The organism is Ruegeria sp. TASC047, from assembly GCF_059612445.1.
Window position 1 is genome coordinate 25345 of sequence record NZ_JBXWQP010000029.1, and the last position, 14667, is coordinate 40011.

At 56.5% G+C, this 14667-nt stretch carries 12 protein-coding genes and 1 tRNA gene; 5 read left to right on the forward strand and 8 right to left on the reverse strand.

Going from position 1 to position 14667, the window contains the following annotated elements:
• Position 1 precedes the first annotated feature (1 nt).
• Positions 2–796 (reverse strand): N-formylglutamate amidohydrolase, encoded by a 795-nt coding sequence (locus AC2FLO_RS07905; protein WP_496806594.1) that lies wholly within the window; start codon positions 794–796, stop codon positions 2–4.
• A 94-nt stretch (positions 797–890) separates the two neighbouring features.
• On the opposite strand from AC2FLO_RS07905, the gene AC2FLO_RS07910 reads away from it, so the two are divergent.
• From AC2FLO_RS07910 to AC2FLO_RS07930, 5 genes are all read left to right on the forward strand, one after another.
• Entirely contained in the window at positions 891–1763 is an 873-nt protein-coding gene (locus tag AC2FLO_RS07910) for a MurR/RpiR family transcriptional regulator (RefSeq protein ID WP_496752779.1), read from the forward strand.
• Positions 1764–1866: 103 nt separating this feature from the next.
• Positions 1867–1940: transfer RNA gene (locus AC2FLO_RS07915), tRNA-Gly, on the forward strand.
• A gap of 127 nt (positions 1941–2067) precedes the next feature.
• The gene (locus tag AC2FLO_RS07920) at positions 2068–3888 is read left to right on the forward strand and encodes an ABC transporter transmembrane domain-containing protein (protein ID WP_496752778.1); all 1821 of its coding nucleotides are present in this window, start codon (positions 2068–2070) and stop codon (positions 3886–3888) included.
• 159 nt (positions 3889–4047) lie between these two features.
• Entirely contained in the window at positions 4048–5937 is a 1890-nt protein-coding gene (locus AC2FLO_RS07925; protein WP_480582791.1) for an acyl-CoA synthetase, read from the forward strand.
• A gap of 12 nt (positions 5938–5949) precedes the next feature.
• Entirely contained in the window at positions 5950–6873 is a 924-nt protein-coding gene (locus AC2FLO_RS07930; RefSeq protein ID WP_496752777.1) for an alpha/beta hydrolase, read from the forward strand.
• Between the two features lie 10 nt (positions 6874–6883).
• On the opposite strand, the gene AC2FLO_RS07935 is transcribed toward AC2FLO_RS07930, so the two are convergent.
• The 7 genes from AC2FLO_RS07935 to dtd all read right to left on the reverse strand — a co-directional run bounded on the left by AC2FLO_RS07935 (position 6884) and on the right by dtd (position 14659).
• Positions 6884–7720, reverse strand: a complete 837-nt coding sequence (locus tag AC2FLO_RS07935; protein ID WP_496752776.1) for an alkaline phosphatase family protein — start codon at positions 7718–7720, stop codon at positions 6884–6886.
• 156 nt (positions 7721–7876) lie between these two features.
• Positions 7877–9514, reverse strand: coding sequence for an ABC transporter ATP-binding protein (locus AC2FLO_RS07940; protein ID WP_480582797.1), 1638 nt, complete (start codon positions 9512–9514; stop codon positions 7877–7879).
• Positions 9511–10326: an ABC transporter permease gene (locus AC2FLO_RS07945; RefSeq protein ID WP_496752775.1), complete on the reverse strand. Its 816-nt coding sequence runs from the start codon at positions 10324–10326 to the stop codon at positions 9511–9513. Before AC2FLO_RS07945 ends, AC2FLO_RS07940 begins: the two co-directional genes overlap by 4 nt.
• Positions 10326–11282 carry an ABC transporter permease gene (locus AC2FLO_RS07950; RefSeq protein WP_209504642.1) on the reverse strand — a complete coding sequence of 319 codons (957 nt, stop codon included), beginning with the start codon at positions 11280–11282 and terminating at the stop codon, positions 10326–10328. The genes AC2FLO_RS07945 and AC2FLO_RS07950 overlap by 1 nt, the downstream gene beginning before the upstream one ends.
• A gap of 15 nt (positions 11283–11297) precedes the next feature.
• A complete protein-coding gene (locus tag AC2FLO_RS07955) occupies positions 11298–12884 on the reverse strand; it encodes an ABC transporter substrate-binding protein (RefSeq protein WP_480506188.1) in 1587 nt (528 codons plus the stop codon).
• 234 nt (positions 12885–13118) lie between these two features.
• Positions 13119–14222, reverse strand: coding sequence for a glycerate kinase type-2 family protein (locus AC2FLO_RS07960; protein WP_496752774.1), 1104 nt, complete (start codon positions 14220–14222; stop codon positions 13119–13121).
• Positions 14222–14659, reverse strand: coding sequence for a D-aminoacyl-tRNA deacylase (dtd, locus tag AC2FLO_RS07965; protein ID WP_496752773.1), 438 nt, complete (start codon positions 14657–14659; stop codon positions 14222–14224). Before dtd ends, AC2FLO_RS07960 begins: the two co-directional genes overlap by 1 nt.
• Positions 14660–14667 lie beyond the last annotated feature (8 nt).

The window sequence follows — 14667 nt, forward strand, 5'->3', positions numbered from 1 at the left end:
CTCATTGTTTCGCCTCTGTGTGCGAATACGCATTAATGACCGTTTGCAGGATCGGCGCCAGTATCCCGGCAATTCGGTCTACTCCCGTTGGAGTGTCGATAAGATCGTTTCGAACCTCGACCATGACATTCGGAAGCCCCCGACTGATCGCATGTTCCTGCAACGTATGCGTGACGCCATCCGTGGCAGAGTAAGGTTCGTTCAACGCGGCTTTCAGATCCGAGTCCTTTGCACAGCGCAGCATAAGTTGGGCTGCCCGGTCGTCTTCGTCATGAAGAATGCCCAGTTCGACTGATCGTGTTTTTCCGTTGTAGACGGGCGTGAAACTGTGCATCGTGACAACGACAGGCGGCCGGTCCCGCGCGTCCAAAGTGGACGACAAAAGCTGATTGAACGGCTCATAAACCTCGCGGATCCTTTGGGCACGTTGAGCGTCCGTCAGGTTTTTGTTGCCGGGGATGGAAAACACTTCGCTTACCTGCGGCATTGCATCTGAACGCTCAGGCGAGCGGTTGCAGTCGTAAACTAGACGGCTGATGCAGGAATGAACTAGAGGCGCGTCCAAAGACATCATCAGTTCGACCGAAAGCGCCAATGCGCCAATATCCCATGCTGCATGAGACAATGCAGCGTCTTCAGTCAAGCCCAATCCGTTCAGTGACGCTGGGATGAATCGGCTAGCATGTTCGCATACCAAAACGCACTGTGCCCGGCCGTTGGCGTTCTGCACGCGGGCTGCCGGAGCTTCAGTTGGTAGTAGTATTGGTGTTTCGGAATCGTGGTGCATAAGTAGCATTTGTTACAGCAACCTCAGACCTGTCAAGAAAATTACTGTAGACAAAATTACAAACAAACATATCCTGTAAAAAATTTGAGAAACGAAGGTGCCTATGGCCACCGTTGCGAAACTTGTCAAACAACGGATACAGGAAGAGCTTGACGATCTGACACGGTCAGAACGGCAGCTGGCCTCAGTACTTTTGCAGGATTACCCGATGACTGGCTTGCAATCGATCACCAAGCTGGCCGCTGCGGCGCAGGTCTCGACCCCGACGGTCATACGTATGGCTCGCAAGCTGGGTTTCGACGGTTTTCCCGCCCTGCAGGAAGCCCTGCGAGAGGAGGTGGCGGCACAGATCAAAAAGCCGATCTCTAAACGGGATGCCTGGGTTGTGGATGACGAGGCGGAACATCCCACAACGCGGTTTGCGCAGGCCGTTTGGACAAATATGCGCCACACGCTGGAACGTCTGGACAAAGAGATGTTCGACACCGTTGCCCAGCTTCTGGCTAACACAGATCACCATCTTTACGTCGTGGGCGGGCGTATCACACGTTCAAATGCGGACTATCTGTTCAATCACATGCAGATTATTCGACCCAATGTGACGATGCTGGGCAATTCGGCAAACGTTTGGCCGCAGTACCTGCTTGATATGGATGAAACCTCGGTTCTGGTGATTTTTGATATCCGCCGATACGAGGCCTATCTCGAGAAGCTGGCGCAGGTCGCGTCCAACCGCGGTGTGACGGTTATCCTGTTCACCGACCAGTGGGGATCACCGATAGGCAAGACCGCCAATTACACCTTTCACGCACTGGTCGAGGCACCATCCAGCTGGGATTCAACAATTGCATTGCAGCTGATATCGGAAACCCTGATCGCTGAAGTGCAAGAGGCGCGGTGGGAAGAAAGCAAGGAACGCATTGAGGAACTTGAGCGGTTTTTCTCCTCGACGCGGATATTCCGCAGTCACGATTGAAGGCCGTACATCCACCGGGAAATATCACGGTTTTGGTCGCGCGAATTTTCACACTTCCCGCTTGACGCGCCCCGGCGCATGACTTAACCAGCGCAAACCATTTGCGGGTATAGCTTAATGGTAAAGCCCCTGCCTTCCAAGCAGGCTATGTCGGTTCGATTCCGTCTACCCGCTCCAATCCCCACTGATTTCTGCGTCAAATGGCCCTTATGGCTGGCTGTTTTTGGCAGGAATGCTTGACCGGAACGACGGCTGAGGCCAAGAAAGCGTTCACTTTGTAGCGTTCAATTCACAAGGGCCGGACATGGCAAGACAGACCGCCAATAAACCAGCACAATCAGCGGCTCCTGGCGCTAGCGAAGAGCGGGCCCGCTCAAGGAAAATCGGGGTGCTGGGGTCGCTCTGGCCCTTTATGAAGCCTTACAGGTTATTGATGATCGGGGCGACACTGGCTCTGATCCTGACGGCCAGCATGACGTTGACCCTGCCATTGGCCGTGCGACGCGTGGTTGACAATTTCCGCATTCAGGACGGTGAATTGCTGGACTGGTACTTTTTGGCAGCGTTGGGCATTGCCGCTGTTCTGGCTGCGGGAACCGGTATCAGATATGCGTTGGTCACACGGTTGGGGGAACGTGTGGTTGCCGATATCCGCAAGGCTGTGTTCGATCGCGTGATCGGCATGAGCCCCGAATTCTACGAACGTATTATGACCGGTGAAGTGCTGAGCAGGATTACCACCGACACGACCCTCATCCAATCGGTTCTAGGCTCATCCGTGTCCATCGCGCTGCGCAATATGCTGATGTTTATCGGCGGGTTGGTTCTGATGCTGTTGACCTCGGCCAAGCTGACCGGGCTTGTCTTGCTGCTTATCCCCGTGGTGGTGGTGCCGATATTGATTCTGGGTCGGCGTCTGCGCGTGATCAGCCGTGAAAACCAGGATTGGATCGCTGCGTCATCCGGAAACGCGGGCGAGGCATTGGGGGCGGTACAGACGGTGCAGGCCTTTACCCACGAACAGGCCAGCCGCCAGCAATTCGATGAGATGACCGAGATGTCCTATACTGTTTCACTGCGTCGGATTCAGACCCGTGCAGTGCTGACGGTGATTGTGATCTTTCTGGTATTTTCAGGTATCGTCGGCGTTCTGTGGATGGGTGCAAATGACGTGCGCAACGGTGTGATGACCGAAGGCGTTTTGATTCAATTCGTGATCTACTCGATCATCATGGCGGGTTCTGTTGCGGCCCTGTCCGAGATTTGGAGCGAGCTTCAGCGCGCAGCCGGAGCCACCGAGCGTCTTGTCGAATTGCTGAATGCCGAAGATACGGTTTCGGACCCCGTTAACCCCGCTCCTTTGCCAAAGGACGTCCGAGGCGAAATCCGGTTCGAAGATGTCAGTTTTCGCTATCCCGCGCGCCCTAATACAATCGCGCTGGATCACTTGTCGCTTCAGGTAAACCCGGGCGAGACCGTTGCCTTTGTCGGGCCGTCAGGGGCGGGCAAGACGACGATCATTCAATTGATTCAACGGTTTTATGACCCGAACTCAGGCCGGGTGATGTTGGATGGCCATGATCTGCGGGAATTGGATCGCACAGATTTCCGGAAGTATATGTCTTTGGTGCCGCAGGATCCGGTGATCTTTGCCGCCTCAGCCCGCGAAAACATTCGCTTCGGTCGTCTGGACGCAACGGATGCCGAAGTAGAAGCCGCAGCCCGTGCCGCCATCGCACATGATTTCATTGCCGCCTTGCCCGATGGGTATGACAGTTTTGTCGGCGAACGCGGTGTCATGCTGTCGGGTGGGCAAAAACAGCGTATCGCAATCGCCCGCGCCATTTTACGCGACGCACCCGTGCTGCTGCTGGACGAGGCGACCTCGGCTCTTGATGCGGAGAGTGAACGTGCGGTGCAGGGCGCCGTGGATCAGATGCGTGCCGGCCGCACGACCCTGATTGTTGCGCACAGATTGGCGACCGTAAAGAAAGCCGACCGTATTGTCGTGCTGGAAGAAGGCCGTATCGTGGCGCAGGGCAGCCATGATGATCTGGTGTCCCAAGATGGGCTATATGCGCGCCTTGCACGACTGCAGTTCACAGATGGCGTTGCGGCAGAATAGGAGTGACGCGCGGGCATTTGTCAATTCGCCGTAGCGTCATTCTATTTTTTACCCCCTTTGAAGGCTAAGGCCTCGCTTGCGCGAGGGTTGTTTTGCTTCCATCTTGGTTGTGAACAACAAGCTCGTGCAAAAACACGGGAGAAAAACGGGAGGAACCACATGGCCTTTGTGGGATTGGAAGACAAGACGCGCATGGAACAGGAAATGTCGTGGGAGGATCGGGATCTGCCTGTCACCTTCCATCAGCTCCTGTCGCGCACGGCGGGGAAGTTCCCGAACCACAATGCCATCAGTTTTCAGCTTTTTTCTGGCCCCAATGACAAAGCCGAAACCCTGACCTGGTCTGAACTTCTGGGCAAGGTCAATCAGGCGGCAAACCTGTTTCGTGCGCTGGGTGTGGGTGAAAAAGATGTGGTGGCCTATGTGCTGCCAAACTGTAACGAAACACTGATTACCATGATGGGCGGTGCAGTTGCGGGGATTGTGAACCCGATCAATCCGTTGCTGGAGCCCGAACAGATTGCGGCGATCCTGCGCGAGACAGGCGCCAAAGTGGTTGTTACATTGAAGTCTTTCCCGAAAACGGATGTTGCCCAGAAGGTGGAAGAGGCGGTGCGCCACGCGCCCAAGGTCAACACCATTCTGGAAATTGACCTGAATCGGTACCTGACGCCGCCCAAATCGTGGCTGGTTCCCTTCCTGCGCCCCAAGATGGGCGAAAAGGAAAAACTGGCACATGCAGACTACAAGAGTTTCAACAAGGAACTTGCCAAGCAACCAACGACGCTGACATTCGAGGACAGCAAGGACGATCGCGTTGCTTGTTTCTTCCACACCGGTGGGACCACCGGGATGCCCAAGGTGGCGCAGCATAAATACTCGGGCCTGATCTACAACGGCTGGCTGGGCAACACGCTGTTGTTTGACGAGAATGACGTCATCATGTGCCCGCTGCCGATGTTCCACGTCTTTGCAGTGCATGTGATCGTTATGGCCGCCGTGTCGTCGGGTGCGCATGTGATATTCCCGACACCTGCAGGTTATCGCGGTGACGGTGTATTCGACAATTTCTGGAAGCTGATAGAGCGCTGGAAGGTGAGCTTTATCATCACTGTTCCAACCGCGATATCAGCCAAGATGCAACGCCCGGTGGACGCAGATATCTCAAGTGTGAGAACCGCCTTTTCGGGTTCAGCGCCACTGCCGGTGGAGTTGTTCCGCCGCTTCGAAGAGGCGACGGGCGTCACCATCGTCGAAGGCTACGGCCTGACCGAAGCCACCTGTCTGGTCTCGTGCAACCCCGTGGATGGCGAGAAAAAGATCGGTTCGATCGGTATTCCGTTCCCCTATACGGATGTCAAAATCCTGCTGGATGGGCCGGATGGGCCGACAGAGTGCGGCACTGATCAGATTGGTGAGATCTGCATCTCGAACCCCGGTGTGTACGCAGGCAACACGTATTCTGAGGCCGACAAGAACATTGGTCTTTATCACTTTGACAAATACTTGCGTACGGGCGATCTGGGGCGGTTTGACGAAGACGGCTACCTTTGGATCACCGGTCGCGCCAAGGACCTGATCATTCGCGGTGGCCACAATATCGATCCTGCCGAAATCGAAGAGGCACTGCTGGGTCACAATGCGGTTGCCTTCGCGGGGGCGATCGGCCAGCCGGACGCGCATTCGGGCGAAGTGCCCTGCGCCTATGTCGAATTGGTCGATGGGGCGTCGGTCACTGAAAATGAGCTGCTGGAATATTGCAAGGTTCACGTGCATGAGCGTGCCGCGCAACCCAAGCACATTACCATTCTTGACGAGTTGCCGAAAACTGCGGTCGGCAAGGTATTCAAGCCGGACCTGCGTAAAAAGGCCATCACCCGCATCTACAACGGTGCTCTTGACGCTGCGGGTCTTGCTGCGCGGGTTGTTCTGGTGATCGACGATAAGAAGCGCGGCCTTGTCGCGCAGCTTGACGCGAACGGATCTTCGGAAGACGATGTCGCGAAAGTCCTAGGCGCATACACCCGGCCCTGGGAGTGGTCCAAATAAGTTGGAGGAACAATGGACTATGAACGCCTGATCGACGAAGAAACCTGGGCGTTCATACGCCGCACGGCTGAAAGCTATCCCGATGATGCGGTCGATTTGTCCATCGAGGACCAGCGTCGCGTCTATGACGCGATGTGCAAGAAATTTCGCCAACAGCGCCCTGCCGGTGTCGAAACTCAGGACCTGTACGCCGATGGGGTGCCGGTCCGCCATTATACATCCGGGCAACCGACCCGAACGATCGTCTATTTCCACGGCGGCGGGTTTGTTGTTGGCGGGCTGGACAGCCATGATGATGTCTGTGCCGAGTTCTGTGCCCAAACGGGATACCGCGTCGTTTCAGTTGACTACAGGCTGTGCCCTGAACATGTGCATCCGGCGCAGTTCCAGGATTGCTGGACGGCTGTGAAGTGGGCGGCGGCAGAGTATGGCGACCCGCTTGTCCTGGCCGGGGATAGTGCAGGTGGAAATCTGGCAGCAGCTATCGCCCACCATGCGCGCGGGCGGCTGGACAATATACTGGGGCAGGTGCTGATCTACCCCGGTTTTGGCGGAGACCAATCGCGCGGCTCATATCTTGAGCACGCCCATGCTCCTTTACTGACACTGGACGATATTAAATTCTACGAAACCGTCCGATACGCAGGTACCCCGCCTCAGGGCGATCCGACTTGCGCGCCCTTACAGGACAATGATTTCTCGAAACTGCCGCCTACTGTTGTGATTACCGCTGATTGTGATCCGCTCCGTGATGACGGGAAGGTCTATTGCGAGCGGATCAGCGCAGCTGGTGGTCTGGCCCATTGGATCAACGAACCTGGCCTTGTCCATGGGTACCTGCGCGCGCGAACCTCGGTAAAGCGCGCAGCAGACAGTTTCGAACGGATCTCGATCGCAATCGAAGCACTTGGGCAAGAAATCTGGCCCTACGACTGACGCCAGCCAGTTACTTCAGGAACGGCTTAGCCTTCATCGTCTCTGCGAGGGGCGCACCCAAGCGGTTCAGAATGGTCGGTGCCAATTGGACCTGGTCTATCACGGTTTCAGCGTCAGGCCCGTCGGCATCACCGAAGTAATACAGCGCGGTTTCCTGTTGCAGTGGGCTGCGCCCACCGTGGTGTCCGCGCTCGTCCTGACCGTGATCGGCGGTGACGATCACCTCATACCCTAGTTGGCGCCAGCGTGGGATGAACGGGGCCAGCATCTCGTCTGCAACAAAACAGGCATGATCCATTTCCTCGCAGTCGTGATAGAAACGGTGACCCATGCTGTCCAGTGTGCAGGTGTGCAGGATTCCATAGTCCAACCCAAAGCGCAGACACAGATTGGTCAGGGTCGCAAATAGATCGACGTCGGACGGGGTCATCTGATTGTCTTTGCCGTAACCGGTCATGCTGTGAAAGCGACCGTGATTGATGGTCTGGCTCTCTGGCTCGTCATATTCGACGTCGCGGACATAGTCGAACGGGTGGCGGTTGAAGAACTGCGACCAAAAACTGTGCGTTACTGCCCCAGTCACGCCGCCGGCCTCACGTACCTGGCTAAAGATATCCTTGTGGCTCAGGCGAAAAACGTTGCCGTTTCCGGTGCAGCCGTGTTCTTGCGGGGTTACGCCCGTATGGATCGATGCATAGCAACTGGCCGAAGTTGAAGGCAGCACCGCGCGGTGCTTCCACACCCGAGCTTCGCCGCTGTCGGCCCAACCTTCCAGGTTGCCGAACAGGCGGCGGAAGTTCCGGTATGGTACTCCGTCTAGGATGATCAATAGTAGTTTACGGTCCATGGTTCGGCCTTTTGATCTGAGTATTTCATGCGGACGATACGCGAGTTGAAACCATGCGCCTGCCAAATCGCGTCCCAAATAATAAATTCCCGACGTCAGCCAAGATGCAAAACGCCGGGAATCCATTTCTTCAAAGTGATGTTACAGGCGCAGAGATCAGTTCCCCGCGCTTTCCATTTTGCGATGGGCAACGACCTCTTCCAGCCAGCCCAGATGCATCTCGGGCACCGAGCTCAGCAGCAGGTCTGTATAGTCGTCGAATGGCGGGCTGAGCACCTGGCTCTTTGGGCCATAGCGCGCCACGCGTCCCTGATACATCACCGCGATGCTGTCGCTGATCGCCCGAACCGTCGCCAAATCGTGGGTGATAAACAGGTAGGCCACATCCTCGATCTTCTGCAAATCCAGCAGCAGCTTGAGGATACCGTCCGCCACAAGCGGGTCGAGCGCCGATGTCACCTCGTCGCAGATGATCATCTTGGGCTTGGCCGCCAAAGACCGCGCGATACACACGCGTTGCTTCTGGCCACCGGACAACTCGGCTGGGTAACGGTCGATGAACTTCTCGCCCAACTCGATCTCGTCCAGCAACTCGACGACCCGTTTGCGTTTTTCGGCACCACGCATGTTGAAGTAGAACTCCAGCGGGCGCCCGATGATCGTGCCGACGGTCTGGCGCGGGTTCATTGCCACGTCAGCCATCTGATAGATCATCTGCAACTCGCGCAGGTCCTCGCGGGATCGTCCGGCAAGATCAGGCGAAAGCTTGCGTCCAGCAAACGTAATCTCGCCATCGCGCGGTGGCAACAGGCCGGTGATCACCCGAGCGAGAGTCGACTTACCAGAACCGGATTCGCCCACAACTGCCAGCGTCTGCCCCGGATGAAGCTCGACATTGACGTTGTGCAGCACGTCGAAATTCAATCCCTTGTAGCGCGCGGTGATACCGTCAACGCTCAACAGCGGTTCCGCTGTGGGCTGTTTTTCCTCGTGCTCGATCGAACGGACCGAGACCAGAGCTTGCGTGTACTCTTCCTGCGGGTTGTTGATGATCTGATCGGTTGACCCGTATTCAATCGTATTTCCCATCCGCAGAACCATGATTTCGTCGCTGACCTGCGCCACGACCGCAAGGTCGTGCGTGATGTAAAGAGCAGCAACACCGGTATCGCGAATGGCTTCTTTGATTGCCATCAGCACGTCGATCTGCGTGGTCACATCCAGCGCCGTGGTAGGTTCATCGAACACCACCAGGTCAGGTTCGGGGCACAGCGCCAGCGCAGTCATGCATCGCTGCAACTGTCCGCCTGAAACCTGGTGCGGGTAGCGGTCACCGATATTATCCGGGTCGGGTAGGCCTAGTTTGGCGAACAGTTCCCGCGCGCGGCCTTCGGCCTCTTTTCGCGAAAACTTCTTGTGCTCGACCGCAGCTTCGACAACCTGATCCATGATCTTCTTGGCCGGGTTGAACGACGCGGCAGCGGATTGCGACACATACGCAACCTCACCCCCGCGCAGATTGCGGATATCGCCATGTGACGATTTCAGGATATCGCGCCCATTTACCCAAACCTCGCCGCCAGTGATTTCAACACCACCCCGGCCATAGGCCATGGAAGCGAGGCCGATGGTGGACTTACCGGCCCCGGATTCTCCGATCAGCCCCAGAACCTTGCCGCGTTCGAGGTCAAAACTGACCCCGTGCACGATTTCGATGTCATGGGGTTTTTCACCCGGTGGATAGACCGTTGCACCGATCTTGAGGTCACGGACCTTGAGAAGGGTATCACTCATCCCCGACCTCCTTTCAGCGATGTGGTTCGGTTCAGGATCCAGTCAGCCACAAGGTTGACCGAGATCGCGAGCGTCGCGATGGCAACAGCCGGGTACAAAGCTGCGCCAATGCCATACACGATGCCATCCTTGTTCTCTTTCACGATGCCGCCCCAGTCGGCCAGCGGGGGCTGGACGCCCAGCCCCAGAAACGAAAGGGTCGAGATGAAGAGGACCATAAAGATGAACCGCAGCCCGAACTCGGCCACCAGCGGTGACAGGGCGTTCGGCAGGATTTCACGGAAGATGATCCAGGCACGGCCTTCGCCGCGCAATTTGGCGGCCTCGACATAATCCATCACGTTGATGTCGACAGCAACCGATCGCGACAGACGATACGGGCGTGTCGCGTCCAGAAGGCCCATCACCAGGATCAGGATCGGGACCGTCACCGGGACGATGGCAAGAATGACAAGTGCCAGGATCAGCGTCGGGATCGACATGACCAGGTCAACCGCCCGGCTGAAAACCTGATCAGCCCAACCGCCCAGAACCGCAGCCAGCAAACCCAGCGACGTGCCGGTTACAAAGCTGAGGATCGTAGCCGCAGCCGCAATGAAGATCGTCGTGCGCCCGCCGTAGATCATGCGTGTGAGCAGATCCCGTCCAATATTGTCTGTGCCCAACAGATGTTCTGCGCTTGATGGCTCCCACACATCGCCAACCACTTCGGCCATACCGTAGGGCGCAATAAGCGGTGCAGCCAAGGCGACAAAGAAATAGAGACCTGTGAACAACAGACCGATCATTGCCGAAATTGGAATATTTTTCATCATTTCGGATGCCTCAGTCTTGGGTTGGCCAGGATCGATACGATATCGGCCACCATGTTCAGCCCGATATAGACGGCGGCAAAGACCACACCACACGCCAGTACGACCGGCACGTCACGTTTGGTTACCGAGTCCACCAGGTATTGCCCCATGCCGGGATAAACGAACACCACTTCGACCACGACAACGCCCACGACCAGATAGGCCAGGTTCAGCATCACCACGTTTACAATGGGCGAGATCGCGTTCGGAAAGGCGTGTCTCGCGATGACCTGAAAGTTTGACAACCCCTTCAGTTCCGCCGTTTCGATATAGGCCGACTGCATCAGGTTGAGGATCGCCGCGCGGGTCATGCGCATCATCTGCGCCAAGACCACCAGCGTCAGCACGAAAGCGGGCAACGCGATTGCATTGAGTTTTTGCCCGAATGACATCGAATCATTGATCATCGCAAGCGAGGAAAACCAGCCCAGCTTTACCGAGACATAGTAGATCACCACGTAGCCGATCAGAAACTCTGGTATCGACACTGTCGTAAGCGTGATGGCAGAGATCAGCTTGTCCGGCCAGCGGTTGCGGTAGCGGACTGCCAGCAAGCCCAGGAAGATGGCAAGCGGAACCGAAACCACGGCTGCGGCGCATGCCAGAAACAACGTGTTGCCCAACCGTTTGCCAATGCTTTCCGCAATGTCCAGCTTGTTGGTCAGGGACTGACCCAGATCACCTTGAACGATACCGCCCAGCCATTCGAAATAGCGGGTCAGGGCAGGCCGGTTCAGGCCCATTTCTTCGCGCAGGTTTGCAAGGGCCTCGGGGGTTGCGGACTGCCCCAGGACGGCTTGCGCTGCGTCTCCGGGAAGGGCTTCGGTCAGGCCAAAAATCAGGGCCGAAGCGCCAAACAGCAATAGGAGTCCCAGCGCAAGGCGCTGGGAAACCAGTTTGATGATAGGATGCATGATCCGTGGCCCGTTTTAGACGAACCACATTTTGCGGGACATGTTGCCGTTCATCATCTCTTGGTTCGGGTCTGATTCCCAACCATCCAGCTGATTACTGACGCCTTCAACAAAGTTGTTGAACATCGGGCAAATCAAGCCGCCTTCGTCGCGGACCATACGGCCCATCTGGCTATAGATGCCTTTGCGCTTCTCTGCATCCAACTCTGCACGCGCCGCAAACAACAGATCGTCAAAGGCCTGAACTTTGAAACGAGTGTCGTTCCAATCCGCAGTTGACAGGTAAGCGGTAGTATACATCTGGTCCTGTACAGGGCGACCACCCCAGTACGACGCACAGAAGGGCTGGACATTCCAGACTTCGGACCAGTAGCCATCGTTGGGCTCACGTTTGATTTCCAGTGGAATACCAGCTTGCGCAGCGGTTTGCTGGAACAAAGCTGCTGCGTCGACAGCACCTGGGAAGGCACCATCCGCAACACGCAGGATAATCGGCGAGCCATCGTGGCCGGACTTTTTGTAGTGCTCGGCTGCTTTTTCGATGCTGAATTCGCGCTGCTCGATTGTTTCGTCAAACAGTGGGTAGGCCGCGTTGATCGGCATATCATTACCGATCGAACCGTAGCCTCGCAGAACCTTGTCTACCAGGTCTGCCCGGTTGATGGCGTACTTCAGCGCGGTGCGCAGTTCATTGTTATCAAACGGTGCCGTGTCACAATGCATGATGAAGACATAGTGACCGCGACCAGCGGTTGAATGTACGGTCAGGTTGGGTGCGCGGCCCAACAGGTCGGCAACTTTGGGTTCCACGCGGTTGACCGCGTGGACCTGTCCGGATTGCAGGGCAGCGGTACGCGCAGTTGCGTCGTTGATGACGATGACTTCGACACTGTCGAAATTGCCGTAATCGCTGTTCCAGTGGTTTTCGTTCTTTGTAAACAAGTGACGCACACCGGGTTCGTCAACTTCCAATTTGTACGGTCCAGTCCCGATACCTGCCCCTGGATTATCCATACCGCCATCAGGCTGAATGATTAGGTGGTAATCGGCCATTAGATAGGGCAGGTCGGCGTTTGGCTCGGTCAGGGTGACCTGGAAGTTGTCGCCATCAGCTTTCATTGACTCAATGCCCTTCATGATGCCCAGGGCACCGGACTTGGAGTCTTCGTTCGAGTGGCGCTGCATGGTTTTCAGCACGTCTTCGCTGGTCATGGTCTTGCCGTTGTGGAATTCGACACCCTGACGCAGCTTGAAAGTCCAAACCTTGGCATCAGCGCTGCCTTCAACACTTTCCGCCAGACGAGGTTCGATCGAACCGTCCGGTGCAACTTCGACAAGCTGGTCACCAAACTGTTTACCGTTCTGGAAGGGAACAGAGCTTGCGTAGGTCGCCGGGTCCAGAGAGTTAGTGGATTCACCACCCTGAAGACCAAATTTCAAATCACCGCCCTTTTTCGGGCCAGCAGCCCGAGCGGCGTCTGCGAACATTGTGCTGGCCATCGCAGCCGAAACACCCAGCGCCGCGGCTTTCCCCATGAATTCGCGGCGGGTCATTTTTCCGGCTGTGACCTGACCGGCCATATGCGTGATTTGTTCGTTCATCGAGTATTCTCCCTATCGAGTGGTTTTAACCCTTTTCGGGTTTTTGTTGACGCATGAGTCAACGTTGACTTATTTCGGCGGACCGGGCAAGGGTATTTCTCCTTGATGCCGAAGGCCGAAGCGCAAGTAACTTTGTTTGGCGCGATGCCCTTTCCACAAGAATATTATGATACAATTCTGTTTCAGGCCAGTTTCCGGGCCTTTACGGTCTGGGGTGGTGTGATATGCGTCAGTTCATCCACGTATTGCGACAACCAAGTCCATGACATTGGTGCCAGTTGGCCCGGTTGTCAGCAAGGCTTGGGCTTTGTCCAGAAACGACCCGCTGTCAGCATTTATAAGCGCGGTCATCCCGCTGTCGTTCCATGTTGCACCGGTAATGATTCCCCCTGCCGCATTGGTCGGTCCGTCTGTGCCGTCCGTTCCGCCGACAACAACTGTCAGGTTTGGCTGCCCGGCAATCTCCTGCGCCAGCGCAAGTGCCAGTGCTTGGTTTCGTCCACCGCGCCCAGGGTGATCCGGCAAGACCACAGTCGGTTCCCCACCGAAGACCATCACGCCTTTTTCCATTCCGCGCAGCAGTTGGCCAAGATGTGCGGCGACCTTCAGATAGTCATCATGCAGCGCCTCTTCATTGGCCCAAACCTTTAGCCCAGCTGCTTCGGCGGCTTGCACAACCGCATTGCGGGCATGGGCGTTTGAGGCCACGATCCGAGTGGTGGCTCCAAATGTGTGGCTGGAAGGCAAAGCGCCGATACCCGATCCAATGACATTGAGGTCGTCGCCCGGTACGTCCGAGATGGCCAGAACAGTCGCGCGCGCGCCCGCAAAGTGCGACAGTAACCCCCCGCCTTTGATGCGGGACAGTTTGCGCCGCTCAGCGTTCATCGCACTGATATCCATCCCCTCTGATAGCAACTTGCGGTTCAATGCTTCGAGATCGCTCATTGATTTTCCGGGCAAAAGATCCTCGGCCAACGAAGATGCGCCACCCGACACCAGAAGCAGCACATGTGATCCGGGGTCCATCTGTTCCAGCGCCTTACGCAGAGCACGCCCGCCCGCAAGGCTGCGGTTGTCCGGAACCGGGTGCGAGGCTTCGATCACCTCGACAGTGTCCGGCAAGTCACGGCCGTGATCGACCTTGGTCACAACAAGCGTGGGAACCGTGCCAAACCGCGCCAACGCCGCCCGTGCCATGGCGGCGGCAGGCTTGCCTACGGCCAGAATACGATCCGGTTTCGGGATGTCGTGCAGGGCGGCCTCGGTGGCGGTGTATCCGTCAACGGCCTCAACCCCGGCGCGCCAAAGTTGAACGGCTTGCTTTTCAGTATCCATCAAGTCTCCACCCAGATTGTGACCGGTCCGTCGTTGACAAGTTCAACGGCCATGTCGGCCCCGAATTGTCCAGTTTCTACCGCTACACCTTGCGCAGCAAGGTAGTTTGCGAAGGTGTTATACAGATGCTCGCCCAGTTCGGGCGGTGCTGCAGTTGAAAACCCCGGCCTGTTACCGCTTGTTGTATCTGCCGCCAATGTAAACTGGCTGATCACCAAGGCTGACCCTTTTACATCCAGAAGCGAGCGGTTCATCTTGCCCACATCGTCCTTGAAAATCCTGAGTCTGGCGGTTTTCCGGGCCAGTTTTTCAGCCTGGGCTTCATCGTCCCCCTGCATGGCGCAGACAAGAATCAAAAGCCCCGGACCGGATGCGCCAATGACATTGCCATCGACCGATACTTTGGCTTGCGAAACTCTTTGCAGCAATGCGCGCACGCGGTTCC

Excerpts from the sequence above, each read along its gene's own strand:
- AC2FLO_RS07945 (WP_496752775.1), bottom strand. The coding sequence starts at position 10,326 with ATGAAAAATATTCCAATTTCGGCAATGATCGGTCTGTTGTTCACAGGT.
- AC2FLO_RS07940 (WP_480582797.1), bottom strand. The coding sequence starts at position 9,514 with ATGAGTGATACCCTTCTCAAGGTCCGTGACCTCAAGATCGGTGCAACG.
- AC2FLO_RS07920 (WP_496752778.1), top strand. The coding sequence starts at position 2,068 with ATGGCAAGACAGACCGCCAATAAACCAGCACAATCAGCGGCTCCTGGC.
- AC2FLO_RS07950 (WP_209504642.1), bottom strand. The coding sequence starts at position 11,282 with ATGCATCCTATCATCAAACTGGTTTCCCAGCGCCTTGCGCTGGGACTC.
- AC2FLO_RS07955 (WP_480506188.1), bottom strand. The coding sequence starts at position 12,884 with ATGAACGAACAAATCACGCATATGGCCGGTCAGGTCACAGCCGGAAAA.
- AC2FLO_RS07910 (WP_496752779.1), top strand. The coding sequence starts at position 891 with ATGGCCACCGTTGCGAAACTTGTCAAACAACGGATACAGGAAGAGCTT.
- AC2FLO_RS07960 (WP_496752774.1), bottom strand. The coding sequence starts at position 14,222 with ATGGATACTGAAAAGCAAGCCGTTCAACTTTGGCGCGCCGGGGTTGAG.
- AC2FLO_RS07905 (WP_496806594.1), bottom strand. The coding sequence starts at position 796 with ATGCTACTTATGCACCACGATTCCGAAACACCAATACTACTACCAACT.
- AC2FLO_RS07925 (WP_480582791.1), top strand. The coding sequence starts at position 4,048 with ATGGCCTTTGTGGGATTGGAAGACAAGACGCGCATGGAACAGGAAATG.
- AC2FLO_RS07935 (WP_496752776.1), bottom strand. The coding sequence starts at position 7,720 with ATGGACCGTAAACTACTATTGATCATCCTAGACGGAGTACCATACCGG.
- AC2FLO_RS07930 (WP_496752777.1), top strand. The coding sequence starts at position 5,950 with ATGGACTATGAACGCCTGATCGACGAAGAAACCTGGGCGTTCATACGC.